At 60.7% G+C, this 25,160-nt stretch carries 28 protein-coding genes and 1 riboswitch; of the genes, 15 read left to right on the top strand and 13 right to left on the bottom strand.

Going from position 1 to position 25,160, the window contains the following annotated elements; all coding sequences use genetic code 11:
* Positions 1–20 precede the first annotated feature (20 nt).
* Complete coding sequence (locus CAK95_RS17940; RefSeq protein WP_086089149.1) at positions 21–452, bottom strand: hypothetical protein; 432 nt, start codon at positions 450–452, stop codon at positions 21–23.
* A 182-nt stretch (positions 453–634) separates the two neighbouring features.
* Positions 635–1,642, bottom strand: a complete 1,008-nt coding sequence (dgcA, locus tag CAK95_RS17935; protein ID WP_086089148.1) for an N-acetyl-D-Glu racemase DgcA — start codon at positions 1,640–1,642, stop codon at positions 635–637.
* Between the two features lie 126 nt (positions 1,643–1,768).
* Between dgcA and CAK95_RS17930 the strand changes: the two genes are divergently transcribed.
* The 4 genes from CAK95_RS17930 (at position 1,769) to CAK95_RS17915 (ending at position 5,868) form a co-directional block, all read left to right on the top strand.
* On the top strand, positions 1,769–2,908 hold the full coding sequence (locus CAK95_RS17930) for an ABC transporter permease (RefSeq protein WP_086089147.1): 1,140 nt from the start codon (positions 1,769–1,771) through the stop codon (positions 2,906–2,908).
* Between the two features lie 19 nt (positions 2,909–2,927).
* A complete protein-coding gene (locus CAK95_RS17925; protein WP_086089146.1) occupies positions 2,928–3,752 on the top strand; it encodes an ABC transporter ATP-binding protein in 825 nt (274 codons plus the stop codon).
* 6 nt (positions 3,753–3,758) lie between these two features.
* Entirely contained in the window at positions 3,759–4,679 is a 921-nt protein-coding gene (locus CAK95_RS17920) for an MlaD family protein (protein WP_086089145.1), read from the top strand.
* A gap of 220 nt (positions 4,680–4,899) precedes the next feature.
* Positions 4,900–5,868, top strand: coding sequence for a Bug family tripartite tricarboxylate transporter substrate binding protein (locus tag CAK95_RS17915; RefSeq protein ID WP_157699666.1), 969 nt, complete (start codon positions 4,900–4,902; stop codon positions 5,866–5,868).
* Between the two features lie 119 nt (positions 5,869–5,987).
* On the opposite strand, the gene CAK95_RS17910 is transcribed toward CAK95_RS17915, so the two are convergent.
* A complete protein-coding gene (locus CAK95_RS17910; RefSeq protein WP_086091496.1) occupies positions 5,988–6,485 on the bottom strand; it encodes a hypothetical protein in 498 nt (165 codons plus the stop codon).
* A gap of 135 nt (positions 6,486–6,620) precedes the next feature.
* Here CAK95_RS17910 and CAK95_RS17905 point away from each other — a divergent pair, with 135 nt between their 5' ends.
* A complete protein-coding gene (locus tag CAK95_RS17905) occupies positions 6,621–7,400 on the top strand; it encodes a helix-turn-helix transcriptional regulator (RefSeq protein WP_342587959.1) in 780 nt (259 codons plus the stop codon).
* Positions 7,401–7,412: 12 nt separating this feature from the next.
* Here the strand turns inward: CAK95_RS17905 and CAK95_RS17900 are convergent, their stop codons facing one another.
* The gene (locus CAK95_RS17900; RefSeq protein ID WP_086089142.1) at positions 7,413–8,321 is read right to left on the bottom strand and encodes a LysR family transcriptional regulator; all 909 of its coding nucleotides are present in this window, start codon (positions 8,319–8,321) and stop codon (positions 7,413–7,415) included.
* A 129-nt stretch (positions 8,322–8,450) separates the two neighbouring features.
* Between CAK95_RS17900 and CAK95_RS17895 the strand changes: the two genes are divergently transcribed.
* Together CAK95_RS17895 and CAK95_RS17890 are read left to right on the top strand one after the other, a co-directional pair.
* Positions 8,451–9,644 (top strand): MFS transporter, encoded by a 1,194-nt coding sequence (locus tag CAK95_RS17895; RefSeq protein WP_086089141.1) that lies wholly within the window; start codon positions 8,451–8,453, stop codon positions 9,642–9,644.
* 31 nt (positions 9,645–9,675) lie between these two features.
* Positions 9,676–10,701, top strand: coding sequence for an aldo/keto reductase (locus tag CAK95_RS17890; protein WP_086089140.1), 1,026 nt, complete (start codon positions 9,676–9,678; stop codon positions 10,699–10,701).
* Between the two features lie 35 nt (positions 10,702–10,736).
* On the opposite strand, the gene CAK95_RS29635 is transcribed toward CAK95_RS17890, so the two are convergent.
* The gene (locus CAK95_RS29635; RefSeq protein WP_183044147.1) at positions 10,737–11,432 is read right to left on the bottom strand and encodes a hypothetical protein; all 696 of its coding nucleotides are present in this window, start codon (positions 11,430–11,432) and stop codon (positions 10,737–10,739) included.
* An 81-nt stretch (positions 11,433–11,513) separates the two neighbouring features.
* Here CAK95_RS29635 and CAK95_RS17880 point away from each other — a divergent pair, with 81 nt between their 5' ends.
* The gene (locus CAK95_RS17880) at positions 11,514–12,713 is read left to right on the top strand and encodes an MFS transporter (RefSeq protein WP_086089139.1); all 1,200 of its coding nucleotides are present in this window, start codon (positions 11,514–11,516) and stop codon (positions 12,711–12,713) included.
* A 35-nt stretch (positions 12,714–12,748) separates the two neighbouring features.
* On the opposite strand, the gene CAK95_RS30215 is transcribed toward CAK95_RS17880, so the two are convergent.
* The 4 genes from CAK95_RS30215 to CAK95_RS17865 all read right to left on the bottom strand — a co-directional run bounded on the left by CAK95_RS30215 (position 12,749) and on the right by CAK95_RS17865 (position 14,185).
* Positions 12,749–12,880, bottom strand: coding sequence for a hypothetical protein (locus CAK95_RS30215; protein WP_280949821.1), 132 nt, complete (start codon positions 12,878–12,880; stop codon positions 12,749–12,751).
* 174 nt (positions 12,881–13,054) lie between these two features.
* Positions 13,055–13,516, bottom strand: a complete 462-nt coding sequence (locus tag CAK95_RS29710; RefSeq protein ID WP_210190723.1) for a hypothetical protein — start codon at positions 13,514–13,516, stop codon at positions 13,055–13,057.
* Between the two features lie 42 nt (positions 13,517–13,558).
* Positions 13,559–13,810: a hypothetical protein gene (locus tag CAK95_RS17870; RefSeq protein ID WP_086089137.1), complete on the bottom strand. Its 252-nt coding sequence runs from the start codon at positions 13,808–13,810 to the stop codon at positions 13,559–13,561.
* Between the two features lie 144 nt (positions 13,811–13,954).
* Complete coding sequence (locus CAK95_RS17865; RefSeq protein WP_086089136.1) at positions 13,955–14,185, bottom strand: hypothetical protein; 231 nt, start codon at positions 14,183–14,185, stop codon at positions 13,955–13,957.
* 234 nt (positions 14,186–14,419) lie between these two features.
* On the opposite strand from CAK95_RS17865, the gene CAK95_RS17860 reads away from it, so the two are divergent.
* From CAK95_RS17860 to CAK95_RS17850, 3 genes are all read left to right on the top strand, one after another.
* Positions 14,420–15,574, top strand: coding sequence for a DUF1236 domain-containing protein (locus tag CAK95_RS17860; RefSeq protein ID WP_086089135.1), 1,155 nt, complete (start codon positions 14,420–14,422; stop codon positions 15,572–15,574).
* Positions 15,575–15,928: 354 nt separating this feature from the next.
* Positions 15,929–16,087, top strand: a complete 159-nt coding sequence (locus CAK95_RS29295; RefSeq protein WP_157699665.1) for a hypothetical protein — start codon at positions 15,929–15,931, stop codon at positions 16,085–16,087.
* A gap of 734 nt (positions 16,088–16,821) precedes the next feature.
* A complete protein-coding gene (locus tag CAK95_RS17850; protein WP_086089133.1) occupies positions 16,822–17,676 on the top strand; it encodes a fumarylacetoacetate hydrolase family protein in 855 nt (284 codons plus the stop codon).
* A 45-nt stretch (positions 17,677–17,721) separates the two neighbouring features.
* Here the strand turns inward: CAK95_RS17850 and thiD are convergent, their stop codons facing one another.
* Positions 17,722–18,519 (bottom strand): bifunctional hydroxymethylpyrimidine kinase/phosphomethylpyrimidine kinase, encoded by a 798-nt coding sequence (gene thiD, locus CAK95_RS17845; protein ID WP_086089132.1) that lies wholly within the window; start codon positions 18,517–18,519, stop codon positions 17,722–17,724.
* Between the two features lie 69 nt (positions 18,520–18,588).
* Positions 18,589–18,701, bottom strand: a riboswitch (TPP riboswitch).
* Positions 18,702–18,753: 52 nt separating this feature from the next.
* On the bottom strand, positions 18,754–19,737 hold the full coding sequence (locus tag CAK95_RS17840) for a Bug family tripartite tricarboxylate transporter substrate binding protein (protein ID WP_245303447.1): 984 nt from the start codon (positions 19,735–19,737) through the stop codon (positions 18,754–18,756).
* Positions 19,738–19,896: 159 nt separating this feature from the next.
* Between CAK95_RS17840 and CAK95_RS17835 the strand changes: the two genes are divergently transcribed.
* The 4 genes from CAK95_RS17835 (at position 19,897) to CAK95_RS17820 (ending at position 23,122) form a co-directional block, all read left to right on the top strand.
* Positions 19,897–21,570 (top strand): FAD-dependent oxidoreductase, encoded by a 1,674-nt coding sequence (locus CAK95_RS17835; protein ID WP_086089130.1) that lies wholly within the window; start codon positions 19,897–19,899, stop codon positions 21,568–21,570.
* 36 nt (positions 21,571–21,606) lie between these two features.
* A complete protein-coding gene (locus tag CAK95_RS17830) occupies positions 21,607–22,185 on the top strand; it encodes a HupE/UreJ family protein (protein ID WP_086089129.1) in 579 nt (192 codons plus the stop codon).
* Entirely contained in the window at positions 22,182–22,775 is a 594-nt protein-coding gene (locus CAK95_RS17825) for a HupE/UreJ family protein (RefSeq protein ID WP_157699664.1), read from the top strand. Before CAK95_RS17830 ends, CAK95_RS17825 begins: the two co-directional genes overlap by 4 nt.
* Positions 22,776–22,885: 110 nt before the next feature.
* Positions 22,886–23,122: an Lrp/AsnC family transcriptional regulator gene (locus CAK95_RS17820; protein WP_086089127.1), complete on the top strand. Its 237-nt coding sequence runs from the start codon at positions 22,886–22,888 to the stop codon at positions 23,120–23,122.
* A 12-nt stretch (positions 23,123–23,134) separates the two neighbouring features.
* Here CAK95_RS17820 and CAK95_RS17815 read toward each other — a convergent pair whose 3' ends face one another.
* Both CAK95_RS17815 and CAK95_RS17810 read right to left on the bottom strand, forming a co-directional pair.
* On the bottom strand, positions 23,135–24,058 hold the full coding sequence (locus tag CAK95_RS17815; protein ID WP_086089126.1) for a DMT family transporter: 924 nt from the start codon (positions 24,056–24,058) through the stop codon (positions 23,135–23,137).
* A 127-nt stretch (positions 24,059–24,185) separates the two neighbouring features.
* A complete protein-coding gene (locus tag CAK95_RS17810; RefSeq protein ID WP_086089125.1) occupies positions 24,186–25,103 on the bottom strand; it encodes a cytochrome c in 918 nt (305 codons plus the stop codon).
* Positions 25,104–25,160 lie beyond the last annotated feature (57 nt).

Here is a 25,160-nt window from a genome sequence, read left to right as displayed (position 1 = left end):
AAGCCGAACCGCGCGTCCGCTTAATCGCAGAGCCTATACATCGAGGCGAGTTCTGCGCCCGACAAATAGACCATCCGTGGCTTCAGGCCGCCGCGCCGCTTCAGCCAGCTTTTGACGTGACCAGGATAAAGGCTCCACAAGGCATTGGTGCCTGCCCGGCTCAATACTGGCCGGCCGTCCGAACCCGGATTCCACGCTGCATGAAACCCCAGCCGCGCGCGGCGCGTTACGCAGATGCGATCCCGCGGGACCACTCCGAGAACGATCGTACAGGCAGACAGACACGGCCCGTCGATGATGACGCGTTCGCCGGAGTTCCGGAGGCTTGTGTAGGCGTCCAGATAAGGGCCAATCTGCCCACCCTTATCGTTTGAAATTCGCAACGCAGCATTCGCGTTGGCACAAGTGAGCACAGCCAGCAACGCGCCAGCAAAAGCGGTACGGAAGAACATTCCTCCGACCCTCCCCGTTTGTTTTGGGTCGTCCCGATTTCAAAATTAAACGGGATGGCATGACGTTGCCAAGAAGAATCCGGACGGAACCCGGAATAAAATACGTTGCGCCTTTTTCGGCATCAAAGCGTGTCTTTTTCCGCGCCACACAAAGGTTTTGCGACATCTTCAGACGAGGAATTTTATCCCCATAGTTCCCTCGTCGGCGGATAAACACGGCTGCCTTCGTAACGCAGGCCATTGTCGCGATCTCTTGCAAGCAACAAAGGCCCATCGAGATCGACAAAGCGCGCGCTCTGCGCGACCAACATCGCCGGCGCCATCGACAACGACGTGGCCACCATGCATCCGGTCATTGTCATCAAGCCAAGTTTTTGGGCCTCACGCGTCATTGCGAGCGCCTCCGTCAGCCCGCCGGTCTTGTCGAGCTTGATATTCACCGCGTCATATTTTCCAAGCAGCGCCTTTAACGAGGCGGTGTCGTGTGCGCTTTCATCGGCGCAAACCGGAACCGGTCTTTGAATCTCGGCGAGCGCAGCGTCGGCATCGGCATGCAGCGGCTGTTCCACCAGCGTCACGCCGGCCTTGGCGCAGGCATCGAGATTTGCGGCGAGATTGTCGGGCGTCCAGCCTTCATTGGCGTCAATGATGAGTTCCGTATGCGGAACCGCGTCGCGGATTGCTGCAATGCGCTCGATGTCGCCCTCGCCACCCAGCTTGATTTTGAGCAGCGGCCGCGCACCCGCCTCTTTCGCTGCTTTCGCCATGGCGTCGGGGGAACCGAGCGAAATGGTGAAGGCCGTGATCAAGGGGGCCGGCGCCGCAAGCCCGGCCAGCTTGTAAACGGGCGTGCCGGTGCGCTTGGCCTCAAGGTCCCAGAAGGCGCAATCCAGCGCATTGCGGGCCGCGCCCGCCGGTAACGCCGACTGCACTTCCTTGTGAGAGAGCCCCGCGGCCACTTTTTGAGCCAAATTTTCCAGCGTGGCTGCCACCGCCGCCACGCTTTCGCCGTAGCGGGCATAGGGGACACATTCGCCGCGACCAATAATCGGATCTTGGAACTCACCGTCCGACAGTTCGGCGACCACCACCCTCGCCTCGGTCTTGGCACCGCGGCTGATGGTGAAATGTCCCGCTATGGGCCAGGTTTCGACGCGGACCGAGAGCTGCAAGGCTTTTTGGTTAACCATGGTTTAACGCTTCGCAAGGGGAAGCTCGACAGGCGGTAAGGCTCTGTTAAGCATGATGGTAATGCGGATCTTCTCAAGGCGCGTGTCGCCCGGAGCCGTCCAGAGGCATACGGGGCGGGGAGTTATATGAGCGTAAAAGCGTTGCTCACCGGGAGGGTCAGCGGCGAGCGGCTTGAGCTCGTAGCGGCTGGCGACTGGACGGCTGATCAGGCCCGTGAGCTTGAGCAGCAGGTGATCCGCGCAACGCCGGCCCCGAAGGGGCCGGTGAAGACTCTCCGCATCGACATGCAAGGGGTCGCCAAGCTCGACACCTATGGCGCCTGGCTGCTCGAGCGTCTCTTGCGTGGCAGCAGCGAGAAGGGCATTCGCGCCGATGTCGTCGGGCTTCCGGAGCAGTTTCGCGTCATCGTCGAGACGGTTCATCAGACCACCGAAGTTCCCAATCCCGAACGCGTTCGGCGCAACTATATCGGAGATTGGTTCGAGACGATCGGCGAGAACATCGTCGAGATCGTCAGATCGGGTGCATTGTTCGCGCAGATGCTTGGCGCGGTGACCGTCGCAGGGCTGCGCATTCTGTGGCGGCCGCGCAGCTTCCGCTTCATCTCGATGGTGAACCAGATCGACCTCGTCGGCTGGCGGGCTGTCCCGATCATCCTTTTGATCACCTTTCTGATCGGCGCCATTCTGGCGCAGCAAGGCATCTTCCATTTCCGCAAGTTCGGCGCCGATGTCTTCGTCGTCGACATGGTCGGCATCCTGGTGCTGCGCGAGATCGGCGTTCTGATCGTCTGCGTCATGGTCGCCGGCCGTTCGGGCAGCGCCTACACCGCCGAACTCGGCTCGATGAAGATGCGCGAGGAAATCGACGCGCTGCAGACGATGGGTTTCGATCCGATCAGTGTGCTGGTGCTGCCGCGCATCCTCGCGCTCGTGATCGCCGTACCAATGCTGACATTCCTCGGCGAGATGGCGGCGTTGTACGGCGCCGGCCTTGTCGCCTCGCTCTATGGCAATATCCAGCCGGACGTATTCCTGCAGCGGCTGCGTGAAGTCATCAGCCTCGATCATTTCATGGTCGGGATGATCAAGGCGCCGTTCATGGCTTTGGTGATCGGCATCGTCGCCTGCGTGCGCGGCCTCGAAACAAAAGGCAGCGCGGAATCGCTCGGCCTGCAGACCACCAACGCCGTGGTGCAATCGATCTTCCTCGTGATCGTGCTTGACGGCGTCTTTGCGGTATTCTTCGCGGCGATCGACAAATAAGAAACGGGCGAAAGACACCATGTCCATCACCGATAATGTTCTCTCGCTTTTCGATGACGAAGCGCCGGCGACGCTCGACATTTCGCAGGATATCGCACTGCGGGTGCGCAACCTGCAGGTCAATTTCAAGCGTCAGAAAGTTTTGAAGGGCGTGAATTTCGACGTGAAGCGCGGCGAAATTCTCGGCTTTGTCGGCGCATCCGGCGCTGGCAAGTCTGTGCTCCTGCGCACCATGATCGGCCTTATTCAGCCGAGCGAAGGCACCATCGAAGTGTTCGGCCAGGAATTCTCCAGGGCCAAGGAACTGCGCGACCAACTGATCGAGCGGCACTGGGGCATCCTGTTCCAGCACGGCGCCCTGTTCTCGGCGTTGACGGTGCGCCAGAACGTGCAATTCCCGATGCGCGAATATCTCAAACTGTCGCCGCGGCTGCTCGACGAGATCGCCGCGGCCAAACTGAAAATGGTCGGCCTGCCGCCGGAAGCGCTGAACAAGATGCCGTCGGAACTCTCCGGCGGCATGATCAAGCGCGTCGCCCTCGCCCGCGCCCTGGCGCTCGATCCGGCGATCGTGTTTCTCGACGAGCCGACATCGGGCCTCGATCCGATCAGCGCCGGCGAATTCGACAACCTGATCCGCACCCTGCAGCGCACTTTGGGGCTGACGGTTTTCATGGTAACCCATGACCTCGACTCTCTGCATTCCGTCTGTGACCGAATTGCCGTGCTTGCCGATGGCAAAGTGATTGCCGCAGGGCCGATGTCGACAATGCTCGCTTCGGAGCATCCTTGGTTGAAAGCATATTTCCGCGGCAAACGCGGGCGCGTTGGCGCGACGATGTGAGGGACTATGGAAACCAGAGCAAATTATATTCTGATCGGATTGTTCTCCCTCGCCGTCATCTTTGGCGCGTTCGGGTTCGTCTACTGGTTCCATCATGTCGGCGGCACCGGCGAGCGCATGCTGTATCGTGTTGTGTTCGAGGGTCCGATCGGTGGATTGCGCTCCGGTGCGACCGTCTCGTTCAACGGTATTCGCGTTGGTGAAGTCACCCAATTGACGCTCGATCCGCGGGATCCGAAACAGGCGCTCGCCACCATCTCCGTCGATGCCAACACACCGGTGCGGGCCGACACGCAGGTCAGCCTCGATACGCAGGGCCTGACCGGCATTGCCGTGCTGGCCTTGCGCGGCGGCTCGCCGACAGCTGGCCCTGTCACCACGAAACTCGACGACATTCCGGTTCTGACGGCTGGCTCAAGTTCGTCGCAGGACATGATGGCGGCGGCGCGCGATGTCGCACGGCGCATCGATTCTGTGCTGGCTGACAATGAGAAAGCGCTCAAGAACTCGCTGCGCAACATCGAGACCTTCACGGAAGTGCTTTCGGATGTGCTCTCGAAGAATTCGGATTCGCTTACGAAGACAATCCAGAGCTTCGAAAAGACGGCCACCAATGTGGAAGCCTTCTCGGAGACGCTGTCGCGCAACTCGGAAAAGATCGACAACATCCTGGCCGGCGTCGACAATCTCATCGGCGGCCCCGACGGCAAAGGCGACGTGCCGGAAGCGGTGCGTGCGATCAAGGCGACGGCGGAAAATCTCGACAAAAAGATCGATGCACTGGCGGCCGATGGACGGCGCACGCTCTACACGATCGATCGTGCGGTGAAAAACTTCGACGAAAACCCGACACGCCTCATCTTCGGCGGCGGCAAGCCGGCGACCACCGGCACGGTACCGGCAACGTCGCAGCGGCGGGCGCGCTAGCGCACTAGCGCGACGCCTGCCGAAAGGCCGCACATCACAACCGCACAGATAAAGGCCGCGTCTCCGGTATTCCCCGGGGGCGCGGCTTGCTGCGTTTTGCGCGATCCGTTAAATTCGTTACATCGATAAATAATTCGCTATAGCGAAATTAAGAGCGCCCGCTCGGTTCACCGCGTGAACTGCGCAAGGGTCCGCATGAATCCCGTGGGAGGGAATGACGATGATGTTGTTCAAAAGGGCCGCTTTGCTGGCCTGTCTTGCAATGTTTGGCGCAATCGGCGCAGCACCGGCACAGGACTTTCCCAACAAGCCGATCACCATCGTCCTTCCCTATCCGCCCGGCGCATCAACGGAGCAAGTGGCAAGGCTCGTCCAGCCGATCCTGCAGGAGCGATTGAAACAGCCAGTCATTGTCGAGAACCGTCCGGGCGGCAACGGCAGTATTGGCACGATGGCGGTCGCGCGATCCGATCCCGATGGTCACACCATTGTTTTGGCCACCAACGCGCTGATGACGATCACCCCGCACATCCAGCAAATGCCGTTCGATCCGGTCAAGGATTTTGCGCCGATAACGACCGCCGTTCGCGGCATTCTCGGTCTCGCCGTGCATCCATCAGTGCCGGCGAAGTCCGTGCCCGAGTTCATCGCGTACGTGAAAAAGAATCCGAAGACGGTCAATTACGGCACGGCCGGCATCGGCAGTCCGCAGCACATGGCCGGCCTGCTGCTCAATCGCGCCACCGGTATCGAACTGGTTCACGTGCCCTATAAGGGCGGCGGCCCGGCCATGAACGATCTGCTCGGCGGCCATATCCAGTCGGTCGTGGCCACCATCGTCACCATGCTTGAACATGAAAAGAACGGCGCGCTGCGCATCCTCGGCATCGGTGAGAAACAGCGTTTTTCAGGCATACCGCATGTGCAGACGATTTCCGAAACCGTGCCGGGTTTCGAAGCGACATCGTGGCTGGCCTTCTATGCACCCGCGAAGACACCAAAGACGGTGATCGACACGCTCAATCGCGAACTGGTGTTCGCGCTCAACAACCCCGAGGTGAAGCGCAAACTTGAGGAAGCCGGTCTTCCTGTCGTTGCCGACAAGCCGGAGGAACTCGGCCGCACAACCAAGAATGATCTTGCCCGCTGGGGCGAGCTCACCCGCGTGATGAATGTGAGAGCCGAATAGCGCGATCCAGCAATTTCGATCGAACTTATCTTCTGTTCATTCCCGCGAAAGCGGGAACCCAGACTTGAAAATCTTCGTCCGCTTTCGCGGGGACGAACGGAGACAGGTCGATTGTTGAATCATTGCTCCCTTCTCCGCGCAAAAAACTCCGCCTGAATTTGCCAATCGGAAACATCCCCGGATTTGCGCTCGCCGATCCAGTGAAACGAGTCCGGCGTGATTTTCGTGAAACGCCAGCGGATCGGCTCGCCCTGATCGTTCCTGCCCTCCTGGACGATGTCCTCGCCATGCGCGCGTCCGATCTGGCGCGTGTAGTATTGTTTGAGCGGGTCGCTCCACAGGATGTGCCAAGCATCGAGGCCAGGATCGTAAACTCGCAATGTCGTCCCGAAGAAGACGCCCGGAAAAATCCACACATCCTGAATCGCGCGGCCTTCGAGAACCCAGTTGAAATGGATCTCACCGCGATCACGATGCGTCGTGCCGTCATCCAGATAGACGATGCCATCCATCGTCCAGTCGCCGATCAGCCAGCCGTACAGAGACATGCCGGCAGCCCGATCGGCTGCAGGTCCGGGAGCTTGCAAGGCAGCAACAAAATTTTCGAATTTCGGCATCGACATGGAATAGCCTGACTGGATTGATCATCTCGAAATTCTAAAACGATCTCCTCTCCGCCTCTTGGGAAAAGTTGCTATTTTTCATCGATGAGCACGAATTCGACCTTGGTGGCTTCTGGGCCGGAATGGCGGGTGCAGGATGTTATCTGCACATCAGGGCCAGCCGACAAACCCTTTGAGGAAATGCACGATGAAGTCTGCATTGCCATCGTGACATCCGGCACTTTTCGTTATCGCACACGGCAGGGTGAGGCCTTGATGACGCCAGGCACGCTGCTGCTTGGCAATGCCGGCGCCTGCTTCGAATGCGGCCATGAACATGCGACAGGCGATCGTTGCCTGTCGTTCCACTTCACGCAGCGCTTTCACGAGGCTGCCGTTTCGGCCGTGTCAGGAGCCGGCAAAGCCGAATTCGACATAGCGCGGCTGCCATGCCTGCCTCGGTTTGCACGCGTGATTGCCGATGCGGAAACGGCGCGCGACGAAAATGACATATCTGCGCTTGAGGAAGCTGCTGTGAGACTGGCCGGCGGTGTTGCGACGATGTTGCGCAACGCCGCCGCAAAAGAACGCGCTCCCTCCCCGCGCGACATTCGCAGAATTGCCGAGACGATCCAACGCATTGAAGCCAAAGCCGGTGAACGATTTCCGCTGACGACGCTTGCGCATGAAGCGGCGATGAGCCCTTATCACTTCCTGCGCACATTCCGCCGGATCGTCGGCATGACGCCCCATCAATATGTACTGCGCATGCGACTGCATCGGGCCGCTGTGCGTATAAGACGGACCAAGGAACCGATTTCCACCATCGCACTCGATTGCGGTTTCGACGATCTCTCGACGTTCAATCGCCGCTTCCGCGATATCATGGGCGTCAATCCACGCGGCTATCGCTTTCAGTCGTCGAACTAATCCGATCCCGCATCAATCCAACCTCACATTCTCCACCAGATAATCCAGCAATGCCCGCACGCGCGCCGGCACGTATCCGCTTTGCCCCGCGAAGATCGCCGTGATCGGCGAGACATCGCCGGGATTGAGATCGTCCAGCAAAGTCAAGAGCCGCCCTGCAGCGACGTCGTGATTGACGTGAAACGCGGAGAGTCGCGCAATACCAAGACCGGCGAGCGCAAGATGACGCATCGCATCACCATCGCTGACCAAGGCATTCCCGACCGGCGGCACACGCACGATGTCGCCCGCAACATCCAGGAATGGCCAGCCCTCGAAGATCCGCGTGAAGCTGAAGCCGAGCCGGTTATGCTTCAGCAGGTCATCGAGCGTGCGCGGCACGCCATGCGTCTCAAGATATTCCGGTGACGCCACCACCACATTGCGGCTTTCGCCCAGCTTGCGGGTCATCAGGCTTGAATCGCGCAAGGGACCGACGCGGATGGCGACGTCCGCCCGTTCCTCCAGGAGATCGACCACCGTATCCGTCAGAGCGATGTCGACCGAGATGCCGGGATGAGCGTCCAGAAATCCCGGCATCAAGGGCAGCAGGAAGCCATAGCCAAAAGCCACATTGGTGTTGATCCGCAGGCGCCCTCGCGGCGCCGCCCCCGCCGACGCTTCCTGTTCGGCGGCATCGATATCGCTCAGGATGCGGACGCCCCGCTCGTAGAACGCCGCGCCTTCGGCGGTCAGTTGCAGCTTGCGGGTCGAGCGATTGACGAGGCGGACGCCGAGCCGCGCCTCGAGACGGGCCACCAGCTTGCTGACGGCCGACGGGGTCATCCGGAAGGCCCGGGCAGCCGCGGAAAAGCCGCCCAGTTCCACGACCCGGGCGAAAACCTCGATTTCACCGGACCGGTTGACGTCCAGACGGGCCATGGCGGGGTCAGCCTTATCGTGAATTGATCTCACATGTCATGTTCTTTGGCGCACACTAGTTCACAGGTGATGCCGTGTCCATTTGGCCAGTTCCTCACCTCTACCGGACAGCCAGGACTGACCTTCCCAATGCCCCTTGCCTTGTATGCGCTTGCCGCCGGCGCCTTCGGAATCGGCGTTACTGAATTCGTCATCATGGGCCTGCTGCTGGAGGTCAGTGCCGACCTCCAAGTGTCCATTTCCGCCGCCGGGCTGCTGATCTCCGGCTATGCGCTCGGCGTCGTCGTCGGGGCGCCCCTGCTCACGGCGCTGACCGGCCGCTGGCCGCGCAAGACGCTGCTGATCGCGATGATGGTCATCTTCACGATCGGCAATGCCGCCTGCGCGCTGGCCCCCGATTACTGGTCGCTGATGGCAGCGCGCGTTCTCACCGCCTTCGCGCATGCCTCGTTCTTCGGCATCGGATCGGTCGTCGCGACCAGCCTTGTCGCCCCCGACAAGAAGGCATCGGCGATTGCCATCATGTTCACCGGCCTGACCGTCGCCAACATTCTCGGCGTACCGTTCGGCACCTGGCTCGGCCAGGCGTTCGGCTGGCGTTCGACCTTCTGGGCGGTGACACTGATCGGCCTGCTTGCACTCGCCGTCATCGTATGGCTGGTCCCGCGTGACGATGCGCCGGAAGCAGACGGCAGCTGGCGTAGCGACCTCGCTGTGCTCGGCCGCACGCCTGTGCTCCTTGGCTTGCTGACGACAGTCCTGAGCTGGGTCGGTGTGTTTGCAGGCTTCACCTATATCGCGCCGATCCTCACCCGCATCACCGGCTTCTCGGAAGCAGCTGTATCGCCGATCCTTCTGGTATTCGGCGCCGGTCTCGTGGTCGGTAATCTTCTCGGCGGCAAGCTGGCTGATCGGCGCCTTGTGCCAACCATGCTGGGCAGCCTGATCGCGCTCTCGGTTGTGTTGTTTGCGCTGACCTTCGCGATCCATGATCGTTTCGCAGCGGTGGCATTCATCGGCTTGTTCGGTGTGGCCGCTTTCGCAACCGTCGCGCCGTTGCAGATGTGGGTGCTGGAGCGCGCTTCGGGCGCGGGTCAGGCGATCGCCTCGAGTTTCAATATCGGTGCGTTCAATCTCGGCAACGCCATCGGCGCCTGGCTTGGCGGTGTGGTGATCGATTACGGGCCGGGCCTCGGCGCGGTCACAGCGGTCGCAGCGCTGGTGCCGCTCGCCGCCTTTGCCGTGGCGCTGTGGAGCCAACGCCGTGAGACGCGCGTTACCCCCGCACGTGTCGCGGTGTCCTGCCCGGCCGACCCTCTCTAACGGACGATTTGATTTTACAGGAGTGACAATGATGGAATACCGACGACTGGGTGCATCCGGCCTCACCGTACCGGCCCTGAGCTTCGGCGCCGGCACCTTCGGCGGCAAGGGCGAACTCTTCAGCGCCTGGGGCGACACCGATGCCAAGGGCGCGCGCCGCCTCATCGACATCTGCCTCGATGCCGGCGTGACCATGTTCGACACCGCCGACGTTTATTCGACGGGTGAATCCGAGCGCGTGCTGGGCGAAGCGATCAAGGGCCGCCGCGACAAGGTGTTGATCTCGACCAAGGCCACCTTCCGCTTCAACGACGAACCCAATGCGGTCGGTTCCTCGCGCTTCCACCTGCTCTCGACCATCGATGCATCGCTGAAGCGGCTCGGCACCGATCATATCGATCTGTTCCAGTTGCACGGCTTCGACGCGATGACGCCGGTGGAGGAAGTGCTCTCCACGCTCGATACGCTCGTGCGCGACGGCAAGATCCGTTATGTCGGCGTATCGAACTTCTCCGGCTGGCACATCATGAAGTCGCTTGCCGCCGCAGATCGCTACGGCTATCCGCGCTATGTCGCCAACCAGACCTATTACTCGCTGATCGGCCGCGACTATGAATGGGAGCTGATGCCGCTCGGCCTCGATCAGGGCATCGGCGCCGTGGTGTGGTCGCCGCTCGGCTGGGGCCGCCTCACCGGCAAGATCCGCCGCGGCCAGCCGCTGCCGAAGCAAAGCCGCCTGCATGACACGGCGCAATATGGCCCGCAGGTCGATGACGAGTATCTCTACCGCGTCGTCGATGCGCTTGACGAGGTGGCGAAGGAAACCGGCAAGAGCATTCCGCAGATCGCGCTGAACTGGCTGCTGCAACGCCCGACAGTGTCGACCGTCATCGTCGGCGCCCGCAACGAGGAGCAGTTGCAGCAGAATCTCGGCGCGGTCGGCTGGTCGTTGACAAAAGAACAGATCGACAAGCTCGATGCCGCCAGCGACGTGACGCCGGTTTATCCCTACTGGCATCAGCGCGGCTTCCAGGAACGCAATCCGAAGCCGGTGTGAAGTGGCTTCGATGGGAGATAGCTCGTCGTCCGCGATCAGGTGAACAGCGCGATCTTCTCGACATCCGACAAAGCGCGGATATCGGCAAAGGGATCGCGCTGCGGTTGCGGTTCGGGCTTCGATACGAGCACGTCGGAGGCGTCGTTGGGCTGGGCGAAAGCCTCGGTCTCCGGCGCCTCCTCAACCAGGTGCTCCTGAACCGAAGCACTCTCATCCGTCGCAACAACAACCTCGTCCGGTGCCGGCTGCGCCACCTTGGCGATCTCACCAAGATCCGTGCAGATGCGCGCGATGTCGCCCAGGCGGCGTTTCAAATCGTTGGTCAGAAACGACGGCGCACCGCACTCGATCAGACTGTCCGTGATATTGCGGATGTGCTCGCGGACCAGCACCAGGTCAGCATTGGCTCCTTCGAGTTTGTCCTTCGGCACGAAAAACGGTTCGGTGGCCGGCGCATCGTCGGATAACGCCGGCCGGTTATCGTTGTTCTCGCTCGGGACCGGCTCCGGAGCGTGATGCCGGACCTGCTCCTCGACGAACGACTCGATCCGCCCGATGGCTCTGAGCAGCACATCGGTATCGGCCTGGCGGTTGCGGCGGGCATATTCGGAGAGAAACCAGCGGCCGCGCACGGTCTCCATCACTGCGGCGTGGATACTGTCATAGTCCGAATCCGCCGCAGGCGGCGTCCGGTTGGTCAAGGCCGGGGGCTGATCTGACGGGCTGCGCATGACGCCAATGCAGACCAGATTCGTGGTATCGACGCTATGATTGTGAAGGCCGATTCAAGGCCACTGGTCCCAAGCTGACGAATGGCTCACGAACGGCACTTATCCACCGACGGCTTCGCGCTCAGGACGTCGTTTTTCTACGCGGTGTCCTGCATCCTGATCGGGATCCACCTGCCGTTCTTCCCTGTCTGGCTGCAGGCCAAGGGGTTCGATGCCGGCCAGGTCGGCGCCATCCTGTCGGCGACGGCGCTTCTGCGCATCATTTCGGTGCCGGTGACGACGCGGGCGGCCGAACGCGGATTTCCGCTGCGCAGCGTCATCATCATCTGCGCCTGTGCAACCGCGCTCGGATTCACCGCGCTTGGCCTCGCACCGACCCATCTCCTGATCGTCGCCTTTACGGTTTTCGCCGCTTTCGCGCATACACCGGCCATGGCGCTGCTCGATGCCTATGCGCTGCGCGGCCTGCGCACGAGGGGCAAGGCTTACGGCCCGGTGCGGCTTTGGGGATCGATCTCGTTCATCTTTGCCAATCTCGGTGCCGGCATCGCCTTCGACCTGATCGACGCGCGCCAGTTGATCTGGCTGCTGGCGGCGGCGGCCATCGGCATCGCGGTCACCTCGCTCTGGCTCCTGCCCCTGCCGACCGTACATGCCGTGAAGGACGATCCGAACGCCAGCCGCCCGCTCTGGCGCGATCCGCGCTTCGTGGCGGTGGTGGCGGCCGCGAGCCTCGTCCAGTCGAGCCATGCCTTCTACTACGGCTTCTCGACCATCGCCTGGAAGGCGGCGGGCTTCGATGGCGTCGCCATAGGCGCCTTATGGGCGCTCGGCGTGATCGCCGAGATCGTTCTGTTCGCACTGTCCAGCCGGCTGCCGCCCTGGCTCAGCGGCGTGCCGATGCTGATGATCGGTGCCGCCGGCGGCGTCCTTCGCTGGGGCATCATGGCGCTCGACCCACCCGGATGGAGCCTGCCGTTGCTGCAGTGCCTGCATGGCCTGTCCTTCGGCGCCTCGCATCTTGGCGCCATCGCCTACATCACGCACACGACGCATGACGGAAAGAGCGCGACGGCCCAGGGCTATTTCTCGGTGATGCAAGGCATCACCCTCAGCCTTGGCATGCTGCTGGCCGGCCTCCTCTACGAAACGATTGGCGTTGCCGGATATGCTGCGATGGCGGTGATGGCGCTTGTGGGCGGGGTGATTGCGGCATTCGTGTGGATGCGGCCGTGCGATCGAGACCGGCCTCTGAGACGATCGAGCGACGAAACGCAATGATCTCATTTCGCGTGACATGCCCAGCGTTTTCGAGATCAGCGGCCTCCCAGTATCGTCACGGTGTCGACGAATATCGTCAGCGTGTTGAAGTATTTCCCGCCCAGCCAGTAAGAATCCATGGCCAGCAACAAAAGCAGGGAGACCAGGATACCGATGAAAATCCTCATGGCTGCGAAGCCTTCGACAAAGCCGTAAACATTTCCGCCCTCGCCACCATCAATATTTTTTGGAGTGCCGGGGAATAAATTTGGGGTTCTCCAAACGCTCTGAATTTGTTCAGTTCTCGTCCAAGCCGATGTCCTATATTATGACATTCGAGTGGCCGGTTGCATGCCAGAATGTCACGCTGCTTGGAGGTGATTCGATTCCGAGCCTGCGAGGACTTCATGCCGAACCGGACATTCATATGTATGGGGCGGGCGCCATTGCCCGGTTGCCGGGCCACACTCACGGCAACGGAGCGCCGCAATTTTGAAGCGCATTGCCACCACTGCGAAATGGCATTCCAGGATCGCTGGAGAGCCTGGTGCCTTGGCGACGAAGATCCGGAATTTGACGCCTTGTTCGCCGACACGACGCTGAGGAAACAAAGCGGCGCGCCAGCGTGCGATCGCAAGAGACACCAACGCGATCACAAGAGACCAATCAGCATCGCGATAAACACAAGCAATGACGAGAGGCGGCAAATGGTCGGCCCGCACCGGCATTTCAAGTGACCGAAGCGGGCCGAAAGCTCGAGCCCTTCCGGCTTTGATGGAATCAAAGCCGGAACTCTCGCTCTTGTTTTGACGCGTTTTCTTCACGCGAACCGGTACTCACTTCGCTCGAAAACGCTTTAATCGACCTCACTTTGTTTTCTTGGACTTGCCGCCCGAACCTGTCGTCTGGCCGGGTGCAAATGACGACGCGCCGCGCGGTTCTTTCTTTGGGGTCTGTTGCATTTTCCGACCCGGAGCGACGCTTGAGGCGCCCTTGTCCTCTTTTTGCGGCGTTTGCTGCATCTGTTGACCGGGTGCCGATTTGGACGACCCCTGCGCAAGCAATGGCGTTGCTGAAAACGCGATGAGTCCTAGCGTCAATAAAGCCACGGTCTTCATGGAACTCTCTCCCGGTTATGCCCCTCCCCTAACGCCACCACGCTCTGCACGTTCCAAATATCCGCAAGTGTCGACCGATCGATGAGAGCGTGAGTCCAAGCTGCAGGCCCTTCGCCGGATACTCAATCCCTTCTGGAAGAGGAATTAGTTCGAGCTGCAGACTTTAACGGACTTCATGCCGGTTTCAGCTTCGGTCCGCGTTTTGTAGACACCATTGCTGACAACCGTAACCTCGGTCGTCGTCTCGGGCTTCTTATCGACGATGGTGCACTTTTTCGTCTTCACATCCTGAACCACGTAATAGTCCGTGGTCTGCGCAAAAGCCGCAGTCGAGAAAGCTATCGCGAGAACGGCTGTCAAAACACGGCGTTTCATGGCGTCCTCCTTGGTTTCTTGAACAGCAAATCAACCGCGGAATCACATGCGCCGTTCCGCGAATATTGCTGAACGAAAGTTCAAGGTGGAACCTATGGATGAAACTTATGGGCTCTCCTTATGGGTGAACTCCATGTGTTATGCGCCGGTGCGCATTCCATGTTTTCGGAACGTTGAAATGTTTCGGCTGTTGGATGTTGAGACGGGACACGCACCAACCGGAGGAACAACAAGATGAAACGCAAAGGGGAATCGTTCGCGCTCAAACCGCTCCTGTTATCGACTGCTGCGGCCACAATTCTTGCGATACCAGCCGCTGCGCAAGAGCAGATGCCGTCGAAATCGCAGGATCGCCCCGCCGCAACGCAATCACAGAGTCCCGGCAGCAGCCAGCCATCGGCCCAGCAGGACCGTCGTCAGCGCATGCAGGACCGGTCGGAAAAGCGCGATACCACAGGCCAGGGGAGCCCGCGGCAAAACACTGAGCGGCAAGACACTGAGCGGCAAGACACTGACACGCCTGCCGGCACCAGCAAGCCAGGCGCGGCGCAGGATCGTGAGGGGCAATCACCGTCGCAGCCGAAGTCGCAGCAGAAACAGCGGTCGCAGTCTAAGGACGTGGATCGCGGTCCTGGTAAACAGCAGATGCAATCGCGCGACACAGAGCGCATGCGAAACAATCAGCGAACCCAGTCGCGCGACACCGATCGCACACAGCAGCGCGCTGCCCCCGATCGGCAGAGACAGCAGGACGACGCACGGTCACCGCAGAATCGAACAGGCGAGAGCGCCCGTGACAGCGCACGTTCCGGCGACAGCAACCGGCAAGCGGCGCAGCCGACCGAGCAGGAGCGCACGCGGATTTCAACCTCGATCCGGCAAGCTAATGTCCAACCTGTTCGCAACGTGAATTTCTCGGTGTCTGTGGGCACAGCCGTTCCCGCCTCTGTTCGCCTCTATCCGGTGACGCCGGCGATCGTCGCAGTCTATCCGCAGTATCGGGGCTACAGCTTCGTGCTGGTGGAGGACGAGATCGTCATTGTCGAGCCGCGCACGAAAAAGATCGTGACGGTGATCGACCAGCGCCGTCGCAGTGGCCGGGCGGCGTCCGTCTCGCGCAGCAAGCTGACCCTGACGGACAAGCAGCGTGACGTAATCCGCCGCGGCGCGACCGAGCGGCGCACGACCGGCAGCGGCGGTCAGGTCACCACGATGGATCGTGAGATCGTGGTCGGCGACGAACTGCCGGAGACCGTCGAGATCGAAAGCTTCCCTGACACGGTCTATACCGAGGTGCCGGAAATTCGCAGCTACCGGTACATCGTTCGCGATCGCGACATCTTCCTGGTCGACCCGGCAGAACGCCGCGTCATCGAGGTGATCCGTTAGGCTGGGTTTATATCAGCCGAATTGAGAGCGGGGTGGCCATCCAGCCGCCCCGGCTGCGCCGCTTCATCGGCGGCGCCACGAGCCGAAAATAACGCAGCTGTGTAGAAGCAAGACCAAAAATAACGCATCTGTGTAGAAGCAAGAACAACTCAGGTGTGTAGAAGCACGTGCTGCAGCAACCTCATCAGCAATGTGTCCTGAGCGATGCCGTGCTTTACGATCAATGAAAGACTAAGACGACTTCTTGCCAAGCGTCAGAAGGAGCTTGACCGAAAGGCCGCGGAGGCTCGACCGCCGTCAAAGCCGAAGCCGGCTCCCTCCCTCCATGATCCTCGAATCCGCATCGGGGCGCGCGTGCGGAAGAATGCGGCATTTCCAAAGTCGAAGAACGATGCCGGAACCGTGATCAAGGAATACGGCGACATCTGCTTTGTGAGATGGGATTCAGATCGCGACGACAGCAAGGGCATGCCTTTTTACAAAAAGTATCTCGAACTCACCGATGAGCCGTGACACGGCGTAGCTCGGCAAGCTCCACACAATAGCTCTGTCGTCGCCGCGCAGGCGGGGACCTATAACCACCTCTGCTTATTGGTTGTGACGAAGAGCAACCACGATCGAAATGTCACGGCGTATGGATCCCCGCTTTCGCGGGGACGACAGCTATTTACCGGCCTCATCCTGAGGAGCATTGCGAAGCAATGCGTCTCGAAGGATGGGGCCGGATTAACACTTGACATCCTCCCCAGTATATGATTTTTTTCCTAAATCCTGTCCCGCTGAAGGGGCGTTTCATGAGCGTCGTGAGACGCGGTGCGGTGGCCGTTGGGTGCGAAGGACGTATCGCATGCAGCGGAGGCCCAAGCTGCGATGATCCGGCTCACCGGCCGTGGGTCACCAGCGGAGGATAACAAGAAGAGCCGCCCGGTGTCGTCCGGTCCACGGTGTCTGTCCTCCGGGGTTGTCGCAGAGTAAGCCTCAAACACCGCGCGCGGAACGCCGAAGCTTTTCGGCGGTTCGTGGTGCGACCAATCTCATGCGCTTTACTCACACTTGCGCATGGGGCCGCGGGCAGGCTGAGAGCCCGGCGTTCCGCGCGCCCTTCATTTGAAGGGCATCAAGCGGCGGTTTGGACGACGGCGTACCCCGCGCCGCTAAACAACAGGGGCGATGACGCATGTCTAACGTCTTGCTCCTCGCCCCTCTCCCGACGCATAGTCCGCGCATTCAAACCTTTTGGGGGAAACATGAAGCTCGTGCGTTACGGCCCGGCGGGCCGCGAGAAACCCGGCATCATCGATGCCGAGGGTAAAATCCGCGACCTGTCGCGCATCGTGCCTGACATCGACGGCGCCATGCTGGCCGACGGCGGCCTCGCCAAGATCAAGAAGGCGAATATCAACCGGCTCAAGGTTGTGCCCGGCAAGCCGCGGCTCGGCGCCTGCATCGGCCATGTGCGCAACTTCATCGCCATCGGCCTGAACTATTCCGATCACGCCGCCGAAGCCGGCATGCCGATCCCGAAGGAGCCGATCATCTTCAACAAGGCGCCGACCTCGATCTGCGGACCGAACGACAACACCGTGATCCCGAAAGAATCCACCAAGATGGATTACGAGGTCGAGCTCGGCATCGTCATCGGCAAGCGCGCGCGCTATCTCGACAAGGGCAAGGCGATGAGCGCTGTCGCGGGCTATTTCGTGTCCAACGACGTGTCGGAGCGCTCTTTCCAGATCGACCGCTCCGGCGGCCAGTGGAACAAGGGCAAGGGCTGTGAGACCTTCGGCCCGATCGGCCCGTGGTTCGTGACCAAAGACGAGATCAAGGACCCGCAGAACCTCGACATGTGGCTCGACGTCAATGGCGAACGCCGCCAGACCGGCAACACCAAAACGATGATCTTCGGTGTCGAACACCTTGTCTGGTATTGCTCGCAATTCTTCGTCATGGAGCCCGGCGACATTATCGTCACCGGCACCCCGCCCGGCGTCGCGCTCGGCATGAAGCCGGAGCCGAAATTCCTGCAGGCCGGCGATGTCGTCACGCTCGGCATCGAAGGGCTTGGCGAACAGAAGCAGAAGCTGGTGGAATTGAAGAAGTAAGCGGCGCGCTTCCTTCGCCTCTCCCCGCTTCAGCGGGGAGAGGTTTCACCACCACGCATGAAAATGATGCACCGGTCCGTGGCCATGGCCGATGGTGAGCTGATCGGACGCCTTGATCGCGGCGGTGATATAGGCCTTGGCCTCGCGCACGGCGTCAGCGAGCGGCAAACCCTTGGCAAGCCCTGCCGCAATTGCCGACGACAAGGTGCAGCCGGTGCCATGTGTGTTCTGCGTCTCGAACCGCTCGGCGGCAAGACGCGCGACAGAAGTTGGCTCGATCAAGAGATCGACGCTCTCCGGCCCCGAGGCGTGGCCACCCTTCATCAGCACAGCACGCGCGCCCATGGCCAACAGCTTTTCGCCCTGCTCGCGCATCTCGCTTTCGTTCTGCGCCATCGGTGCTTCAAGCAAGGCCGCAGCTTCCGGCAGATTGGGCGTGATCACCATTGCCTTCGGGATCAGCACCTCGCGCAACACCTGGATCGCCTCTCCCGCCAGCAAGCGATCGCCGGACGCCGCGATCATCACCGGATCGAGTACCACCTTCTCCTGTGCGAATCGGACAAGCCCGTCAGCAACGGCATGGATCACGCCAGGATTGGACAGCATGCCGATCTTGACCGCACCGACATCGAGATCGGAGAACACCGCATCGATCTGCGCCGTGACGAAATCCGGTGGCACGTCATGAATGCCCGTCACGCCCCTGGTGTTCTGCGCCGTCAAGGCAGCAATGACGGAAGCACCATAGACGCCGAGCGCCGAGAAGGTTTTCAGGTCGGCCTGAATGCCGGCGCCGCCCCCGGAATCCGACCCTGCAATGGTGACGGCAATCGGCGTCATGAGGAAACCTTTGCCCACGCGCGCAAACGCTCCAACGTATCGGCAGCAATGTCGGGCAGGTCGCTCTGTGGCGCGTGCATCTCTCACTCCCTCCGCCGGCATGACCCGGATCAGGTTCGATGGGTTGGCCGGATGGCCTCTCAGCACGGCGGCCGATCCGCCGCGCACCCCATGAGATCGCACGATCTTTAGCCGCTAAATCCTCCAATGCAAGCTGCGCATATCATGGCTGGATCAGTTCGAAAGCTTGACGCCGGCGGCCTTGATGATGGCGCCCCATTTGTCGGTTTCGCTCTTGATGAAGGCCCCGAATTCCTGCGGCGTCGTCGGCCGCGCCTCCGCCCCGCCCTGATAGATGCGCTCCTTCACCACGGGATCGTTCATGGCGGCAACGAACGCCTCATTCAGCTTCTTGATGATGTCGGGCGGTGTGCCGGCCGGCGCGATCAGACCGAACCAGCCGATCGATTCATAGTCCTTGATACCGCCTTCGATGAAGGTCGGCGCATCCGGCAGATGGCTGTCGCGCTTGAGACTGGTCACGCCGAGCACCCGGATCTTCCCCTCCTTGATCATCGCCTGGGAGGACGGCACATCGACGATGGCCAGCGGGATGTGACCGGCCACGACATCCTGGGTTGCCGGACCAGAGCCCTTGTAAGGCACGAGCGGGATTTTTGCTGCAGTCAGATGATTGAACAGTTCGGACGACAGATGCATGGCCGTGCCGTTGCCACCATGGCCAATCGCAAGTTTCCCCTCGCCCGCCTTTGCCATCTTCACAACATCGGCCAGCGACTTGCCCTGAAAGCCCGGGCCAGCCACCATCACAAAGGGGATGGCCGTCAGCAGCGTGATCGGCGCCAGATCCTTTTGCGGATCGTAGGGCATCTTGTCCTTGAGGCTGATATTCACCGAGAGCGCGCCCGCCGCACCGATGCCGATGGTGTGGCCATCGGGTGCCGCCTTGGCGACGGCATCGACGCCAATGTCACCGCCCGCCCCGGGCCTGTTGTCGATGACGATCGGCTGCCCCAAACTCTTTTCCAGATGCGGCTGCATGGCGCGGGCAAGGGTGTCGGTGCTGCCGCCCGGCGGGAAAGTGACAACGAGCCGGATCGGCCGGTTGGGATAATTCGCCTGAGACTGCGCGACGCCAATTATGCTCATTTGAGCAATCGCAGCCACGACAAACAATTGCGCGAGTCTGCCCATCATCTTCCTCCCACCATCATTCTTGTTATTCGCTTATGTGCCTGCATTACGATTGCAGAACGCTATTGTTGTGCATCACAACTAAATCTGCAAGAATGAAATCAGCCTGATATTCAGGTAAAAAACAACAATCATGCTCGAGGAAACATAGCGTAAGAGCCCATGCAGCACAGCAAACTTCAGGCCCGTGTCATCATTGTCGGCGCCGGCCCCGTTGGAATGACACTCGCCATGGATCTGGCCTGGCGCGGCATCGACGTCATTGTCGCCGAGACACGTTACCCGGGCGAACCACCAAGCGTGAAATGCAACCACGTCTCAGCGCGGACCATGGAAGTGTTCCGCCGTCTCGGACTCGTGGAGAAAGTGCGCAATGCAGGCCTGCCCGCCGACTACCCGAATGATGCATCGTATCGTACGACATCGACCGGGATCGAGATGGCGCGTATTCCCATCCCCGCGCGCAACGAACGCTACACGGCCAAAGGTGGGCCAGATACCTGGTGGCCGACGGCAGAGCCGCCGCACCGGATCAACCAGATCTATCTCGAGCCTGTCCTGTTCGAACATGCCGCGGCGCAGCCAAACATTCGCATTCTGAACCGGACCGAGATCGAAGATTTCGTGCAGGACGAGACGGGTGTCGTCGCGACCGCGCGAGACCTTGACAGTGGCGAGACCTTCACGATCACAGGCGCGTATCTGGTCGGCTGCGACGGCGGACGTTCGACCATCCGCCGCAAGATTGGCGCACAATTGTCGGGAACGCCGGTGATCCAGCGCGTGCAGTCGACTTATTTTCGCGCTCCCAAGCTTCTGTCGATGATGCCTGGCGAACGCGCATGGATGTATCTGTCGCTTAACCCACGCCGCACGGGCACGCTGGTCGCCATCGACGGCAAGGAAACATGGCTTCTGCACAATCATCTCTACGATGGCGAACCGGATTTCGATTCCATCGATCGCGACTGGGCGTTACGCACCATTCTCGGCGTCGGTCCCGATTTCGAATACGAAGTTCTATCCAAGGAAGACTGGGTCGGGCGGCGCCTCGTGGCCGATAAATTCCGCGATCGTCGCGCCTTCATCGCTGGCGACGCTGCGCATCTGTGGATTCCCTATGCCGGTTACGGCATGAATGCCGGCATCGCCGATGCGATGGATCTGTCATGGATGCTGGCGGCCGTGCTGAACGGCTGGGCTCCTGAATCCTTGCTCGATGCCTATGAGCGCGAGCGCCAGCCGATCACCGAGCAGGTGTCGCAATTCGCGATGGACATGGCGCTGAAGAATATGCGTCAGCGCAAATCAACGCCCCCGGAAGTAGAAATGGAAGGGCCGGAAGGCGATGCGGCACGTGCCCGCGTCGGCCAAGAAGCCTATGACCTCAACGTGAACCAATATTGCTGCGGCGGATTGAACTTCGGCTATTTCTATTCGCAGTCGCCGGTCATCGCTTATGACGACGGCCAGCATCCAGCTTACACCATGTACGACTTCACGCCGTCGACTGTGCCCGGCTGCCGGGCGCCGCATGTGTTCCTGCCGGATGGGCGCTCACTCTACGACGCGCTCGGGCCGGATTATTCGGTCCTGCGCTTCGATCAAGCTGTCGATGTGACAGGGCTGGTAGAGGCTGCTGCAAAACGCGGCGTGCCGCTGACCGTTGTTGACGTGCCGCAGGACCTGGCCGGTGACCTCTATCGGCACAAGCTCGCACTGGTGCGACCGGATCAGCACATCGCATGGCGAGGCGACACGTTGCCCCCCGATCCGATGGCGCTGATCGATCTCATTCGCGGCGCGAGCGTTACTGCTATTCGCAAGGCCGCATAGCGTGAGGATGCCGGTTCTCCCGTAAGATCCAGACGCATGAAACGCATCGCAATTGTCGCCGCCGTCCTGATGATGACAGCGCCCGCCTTCGCCCATACCGGCGAAGGCCTGACCGGCGGCTTTACGGGCGGCTTCATGCACCCCCTGCTCGGCCTCGATCATGTCGCCGCGATGCTGGCGGTCGGATTATGGGGGGCGTTTCTGGGCACGCCGGCGATCTGGATTTTGCCGGTCGTCTTTCCGCTGGTGATGGCATTTGGCGGTGCGCTCGGTATCCTCGGCATTCCGTTGCCGGGCATCGAATTCGGTATCGCGGCTTCGGCCGTGGTGCTGGGCCTGATGGTCGCGCTGGCAGCCAAGCCGCATCTTTTCATCGCGGCCTTGCTCGTCGGCGCCTTTGCGATCTTCCACGGCTATGCGCATGGCGCCGAGTTGCCGGATGGCGCAGATGCCGTGGCCTATTCGCTAGGCTTCGTCATCGCCACCGGCCTTCTCCATCTCGCCGGCATCGCCTTCGGCCTGCTCGCGCAATGGCCGGCCGGACGCTATGCGGTGCGCGCAGCAGGTGGTGTCATTGCGCTGGCCGGCGTCGTCTTTCTTGGCCGCCTGATATGAAGGCCCGCGCGGCGGCAAGAGCCGCCGTTCTGCTGTCGCTGTCAGCAGGTTTTGCGCAAGCCCACACGATCGTCGAAGGCATCGGCGGGTTTTCGGGCGGCGTCATGCATCCCCTTCTGGTGCCTGCGCATGTGCTCGCCCTTGTCGCGCTGGGCTGCCTCACCGGCGCATTGAATTTCCGCGCGCGCCTGGTTGTAATCGCCATGTTCGTCGCGGTTGCCGTCCTTTCCGTCGTGCTGGTGACGATGGCCTTCAGCGCCGTGAATGCCGAATTGATCGTCCTGTCACTTGCGGGCTTTGCGGGATTGCTGCTGGCCGCGGCCGTGCCGGTGCCATTGGCCATGATCATCGTGTTGGCCATATGCGTCGCCGCGGCTTTGACGTTCGATTCCGTTCCCGCCGTGCTGTCGTCGCAGGATACGATCTTGTCTCTGGTCGGGACTATTCTCGCAGCAGCATTGCTTCTCGTGGTCATAACCTTTCTGTCTGCCTCCGGACCTCAGGTCTGGCGGCGCATCGGCACCCGCATTCTCGGTTCATGGATCGCGGCCAGCGCCATTATGGTACTGGCCCTGCGATGGACCGCTTAAGCCGACGGATGTCCTTGCCAACTGATGAGGTTTTTGCTGGATTGCAGGCCGCTCAATAAGCGTGTCATCCGTCGGATCGTATTGATGTCGCGCTGTTCCGGAGGCTTAAAATGGTCCCCTTCTTCGTTCAGATCAAATGCCACATGGGCAAATCCTATCAGGTTGCCAATGCCCTTGCGGACGCCGAAATCGCGTCGGAAATCTATTCGACGGCGGGGCATTACGATCTGCTCGTCAAGTTCTATCTCGACCCGTCGGTCGATATCGGCCACTTCGTCAACGAGAAAGTTCAGGTGATCCCCGGCATCCAGGACACGCTGACCATCATTACCTTCAAGGCCTTCTGAGATTGCGCAGGATTACGGTGCTGGCGGCACATCGATCTGCCGCTTGCCGAGCTGGCGCTCGCGATACACGACGAACAGCCCTGCCGCAGCGACGATAGCGGCGCCAGTCAGCACCAGTGTCGTCGGCACCTCGCCGAGAAAGACGTAACCGAAAATCACGGCCCAAATCATCGTCGAATAATTGAACGGCGCGACCACCGATTGCGGCGCATGGCGGTAGCTTTCAGTGAGGAAGATGTGCGAGAGCCCGCCGATCAGGCCGGTCGCGATCAGGGCCGTGAGTTGGATGGGCGTCGGTGCTACCCAGCCAAATGGCAGCGTGGCAAGACCAGCCAGCGCACAGATAATCGAAAAATAGAACACGATCGACGATGTCGTCTCACTGTCGGTCAGACGCCGCGTCTGGATCACCGCACCGGCATTGAACGTAGCCGCCAACAACCCGCAGATCGCGCCGACCGCCGTTGCCGTCGCAGTCACCGTCGCCATGTTGGCGTAACGTGACAGATCGAACTGCTGCCACAGCATCACCACAACACCAACAAAGCCGATGACCACCGCGGACCAGCGATAGAGGCGCACCTTCTCCTTGAGGAAGACGGCCGAAAATACCACCGTGATCAACGGCGATGTGAACGAGATCGCGGTCGCATCGATGATTGGCAAACGCGCTAAAGACGCAAAATTGAGGAACATGCCGCCCACAGCGAAAAAACCGCGGCCAACATGGCCGAAAGGCCGGCGCGTCCGCAAAGCCTGCGAGACTTCCTTCCGGAAAGCAAGCAACAGCAGCACCGGTATGACCGCAAATGATGCGCGGAAGAACACCATTTGCCCCACGGGGAATGTCTCGCCCAGAAAGCGCACAAGCGACGACATCGATGCAAACAGCATCGACGAGATCAGCGTGAACAGAATGGCCTTGTAGGGGTTCATTGAAAGAAATGCGCCCCGGCAGGCGCTGGCGACAGGAAATCGACCGCTTTATGCGGCGCGTCTCTCTGTCGCTGAAAGGCACGGCGCGGACAACCCCCCTGCGCCGCATGCCAAGGATGCAGGGCGACTATTTCGTCTCGGGGCGTTTTGGCCCCTCAACAGGCGCCAGCGATTTCAGATAAACCGCCATCGCCGCGCGATCTTCCGGCGAAAGCTGCGAGGTGTTGCGAACAACGGGAGCCATGTTGGAGCCAACCGAGTCGCCCTCCGGCGTCATCCCGCTTTCAAGGAGACTTTCGAAGTCGGCCTCCGACCAATCCTTGAGCCGGGCTTGGGTAATGTTGGGCACCCAACCCTTCCCTTCCGGATTTGGTCCTCCCGCGAAGTGCTGGCCGGCCTTGATGCCGCCGATGAAATTGCGCGGCGAGTGACATTCGACGCAATGGCCAGGACCATTCACCAGATAGGCCCCCCGGTTCCATTGCTCGGACTTGGTCGGGTCCGGCTTGAACGGCTCATCGTGGAAAAACAGCATTTTCCAGCCACCCAGCGATCTGCGAACGTTGAACGGAAACGGCACGTCATGGGCGCGGGATGCTGTCTGCACTGCCGGCAGCGTTTTCATATATGCGAAAAGATCGCGGACATCGGCCAGCGTCATCATGCGATAGGATGTGTAAGGAAAGGCTGGGAAATAATGCGAGCCGCCAGGGGACGTACCTTTCAACATCGCATTGACGAAATGCTGTTCCGTCCAGGAGCCGATACCGGCCTTCGGATCGGGCGAGATATTCGGTGCATGGAAGGTGCCGAACGGAGAATGCAGGGCGAGCCCGCCGCCGAGTTGAAGCTTGTCGTCCTGGCCGGGCGTGGCATGGCATGACGCACAACCGCCAGCATAGAACATCGCCCGACCGTTATCGATATTGGCCTGATAGGCGCCAAGCGCGCTCGCAGGCACGGTCCCTGGTATGGTCACGAACCAGAAGATCGCAAGACCCACGACGGTAGCCACGATCGCCAGCAGGACAAGCTTCCGAACCATGCGGTTCTCCCCGGTTTCGAGCGGCATGTTAGGCAATGGAAACGACACGGAAAAGCC

Source organism: Pseudorhodoplanes sinuspersici, assembly GCF_002119765.1.
Taxonomy (GTDB): domain Bacteria; phylum Pseudomonadota; class Alphaproteobacteria; order Rhizobiales; family Xanthobacteraceae; genus Pseudorhodoplanes; species Pseudorhodoplanes sinuspersici.
The sequence above is the reverse complement of the archived record's forward strand: the minus strand, read 5'-3'. Positions and strand labels throughout refer to the sequence as shown.

What these genes read in the sequence shown, in the direction of transcription:
- CAK95_RS17920 (WP_086089145.1), top strand. Translation starts at nt 3,759, where the DNA reads ATGGAAACCAGAGCAAATTATATTCTGATCGGATTGTTCTCCCTCGCC.
- CAK95_RS17930 (WP_086089147.1), top strand. Translation starts at nt 1,769, where the DNA reads ATGAGCGTAAAAGCGTTGCTCACCGGGAGGGTCAGCGGCGAGCGGCTT.
- CAK95_RS17890 (WP_086089140.1), top strand. Translation starts at nt 9,676, where the DNA reads ATGGAATACCGACGACTGGGTGCATCCGGCCTCACCGTACCGGCCCTG.
- CAK95_RS17925 (WP_086089146.1), top strand. Translation starts at nt 2,928, where the DNA reads ATGTCCATCACCGATAATGTTCTCTCGCTTTTCGATGACGAAGCGCCG.
- CAK95_RS17860 (WP_086089135.1), top strand. Translation starts at nt 14,420, where the DNA reads ATGAAACGCAAAGGGGAATCGTTCGCGCTCAAACCGCTCCTGTTATCG.
- CAK95_RS17940 (WP_086089149.1), bottom strand. Translation starts at nt 452, where the DNA reads ATGTTCTTCCGTACCGCTTTTGCTGGCGCGTTGCTGGCTGTGCTCACT.
- CAK95_RS17830 (WP_086089129.1), top strand. Translation starts at nt 21,607, where the DNA reads ATGAAACGCATCGCAATTGTCGCCGCCGTCCTGATGATGACAGCGCCC.
- CAK95_RS17915 (WP_157699666.1), top strand. Translation starts at nt 4,900, where the DNA reads ATGATGTTGTTCAAAAGGGCCGCTTTGCTGGCCTGTCTTGCAATGTTT.
- CAK95_RS17850 (WP_086089133.1), top strand. Translation starts at nt 16,822, where the DNA reads ATGAAGCTCGTGCGTTACGGCCCGGCGGGCCGCGAGAAACCCGGCATC.
- CAK95_RS17870 (WP_086089137.1), bottom strand. Translation starts at nt 13,810, where the DNA reads ATGAAGACCGTGGCTTTATTGACGCTAGGACTCATCGCGTTTTCAGCA.
- CAK95_RS17900 (WP_086089142.1), bottom strand. Translation starts at nt 8,321, where the DNA reads ATGGCCCGTCTGGACGTCAACCGGTCCGGTGAAATCGAGGTTTTCGCC.
- CAK95_RS17865 (WP_086089136.1), bottom strand. Translation starts at nt 14,185, where the DNA reads ATGAAACGCCGTGTTTTGACAGCCGTTCTCGCGATAGCTTTCTCGACT.
- CAK95_RS17840 (WP_245303447.1), bottom strand. Translation starts at nt 19,737, where the DNA reads ATGATGGGCAGACTCGCGCAATTGTTTGTCGTGGCTGCGATTGCTCAA.
- CAK95_RS17895 (WP_086089141.1), top strand. Translation starts at nt 8,451, where the DNA reads ATGCCCCTTGCCTTGTATGCGCTTGCCGCCGGCGCCTTCGGAATCGGC.
- CAK95_RS17825 (WP_157699664.1), top strand. Translation starts at nt 22,182, where the DNA reads ATGAAGGCCCGCGCGGCGGCAAGAGCCGCCGTTCTGCTGTCGCTGTCA.
- CAK95_RS29635 (WP_183044147.1), bottom strand. Translation starts at nt 11,432, where the DNA reads ATGCGCAGCCCGTCAGATCAGCCCCCGGCCTTGACCAACCGGACGCCG.
- CAK95_RS17815 (WP_086089126.1), bottom strand. Translation starts at nt 24,058, where the DNA reads ATGAACCCCTACAAGGCCATTCTGTTCACGCTGATCTCGTCGATGCTG.
- dgcA (WP_086089148.1), bottom strand. Translation starts at nt 1,642, where the DNA reads ATGGTTAACCAAAAAGCCTTGCAGCTCTCGGTCCGCGTCGAAACCTGG.
- CAK95_RS30215 (WP_280949821.1), bottom strand. Translation starts at nt 12,880, where the DNA reads ATGAGGATTTTCATCGGTATCCTGGTCTCCCTGCTTTTGTTGCTGGCC.
- CAK95_RS17880 (WP_086089139.1), top strand. Translation starts at nt 11,514, where the DNA reads ATGGCTCACGAACGGCACTTATCCACCGACGGCTTCGCGCTCAGGACG.
- CAK95_RS17810 (WP_086089125.1), bottom strand. Translation starts at nt 25,103, where the DNA reads ATGGTTCGGAAGCTTGTCCTGCTGGCGATCGTGGCTACCGTCGTGGGT.
- CAK95_RS17820 (WP_086089127.1), top strand. Translation starts at nt 22,886, where the DNA reads ATGGTCCCCTTCTTCGTTCAGATCAAATGCCACATGGGCAAATCCTAT.
- CAK95_RS17910 (WP_086091496.1), bottom strand. Translation starts at nt 6,485, where the DNA reads ATGCCGAAATTCGAAAATTTTGTTGCTGCCTTGCAAGCTCCCGGACCT.
- thiD (WP_086089132.1), bottom strand. Translation starts at nt 18,519, where the DNA reads ATGACGCCGATTGCCGTCACCATTGCAGGGTCGGATTCCGGGGGCGGC.
- CAK95_RS17835 (WP_086089130.1), top strand. Translation starts at nt 19,897, where the DNA reads ATGCAGCACAGCAAACTTCAGGCCCGTGTCATCATTGTCGGCGCCGGC.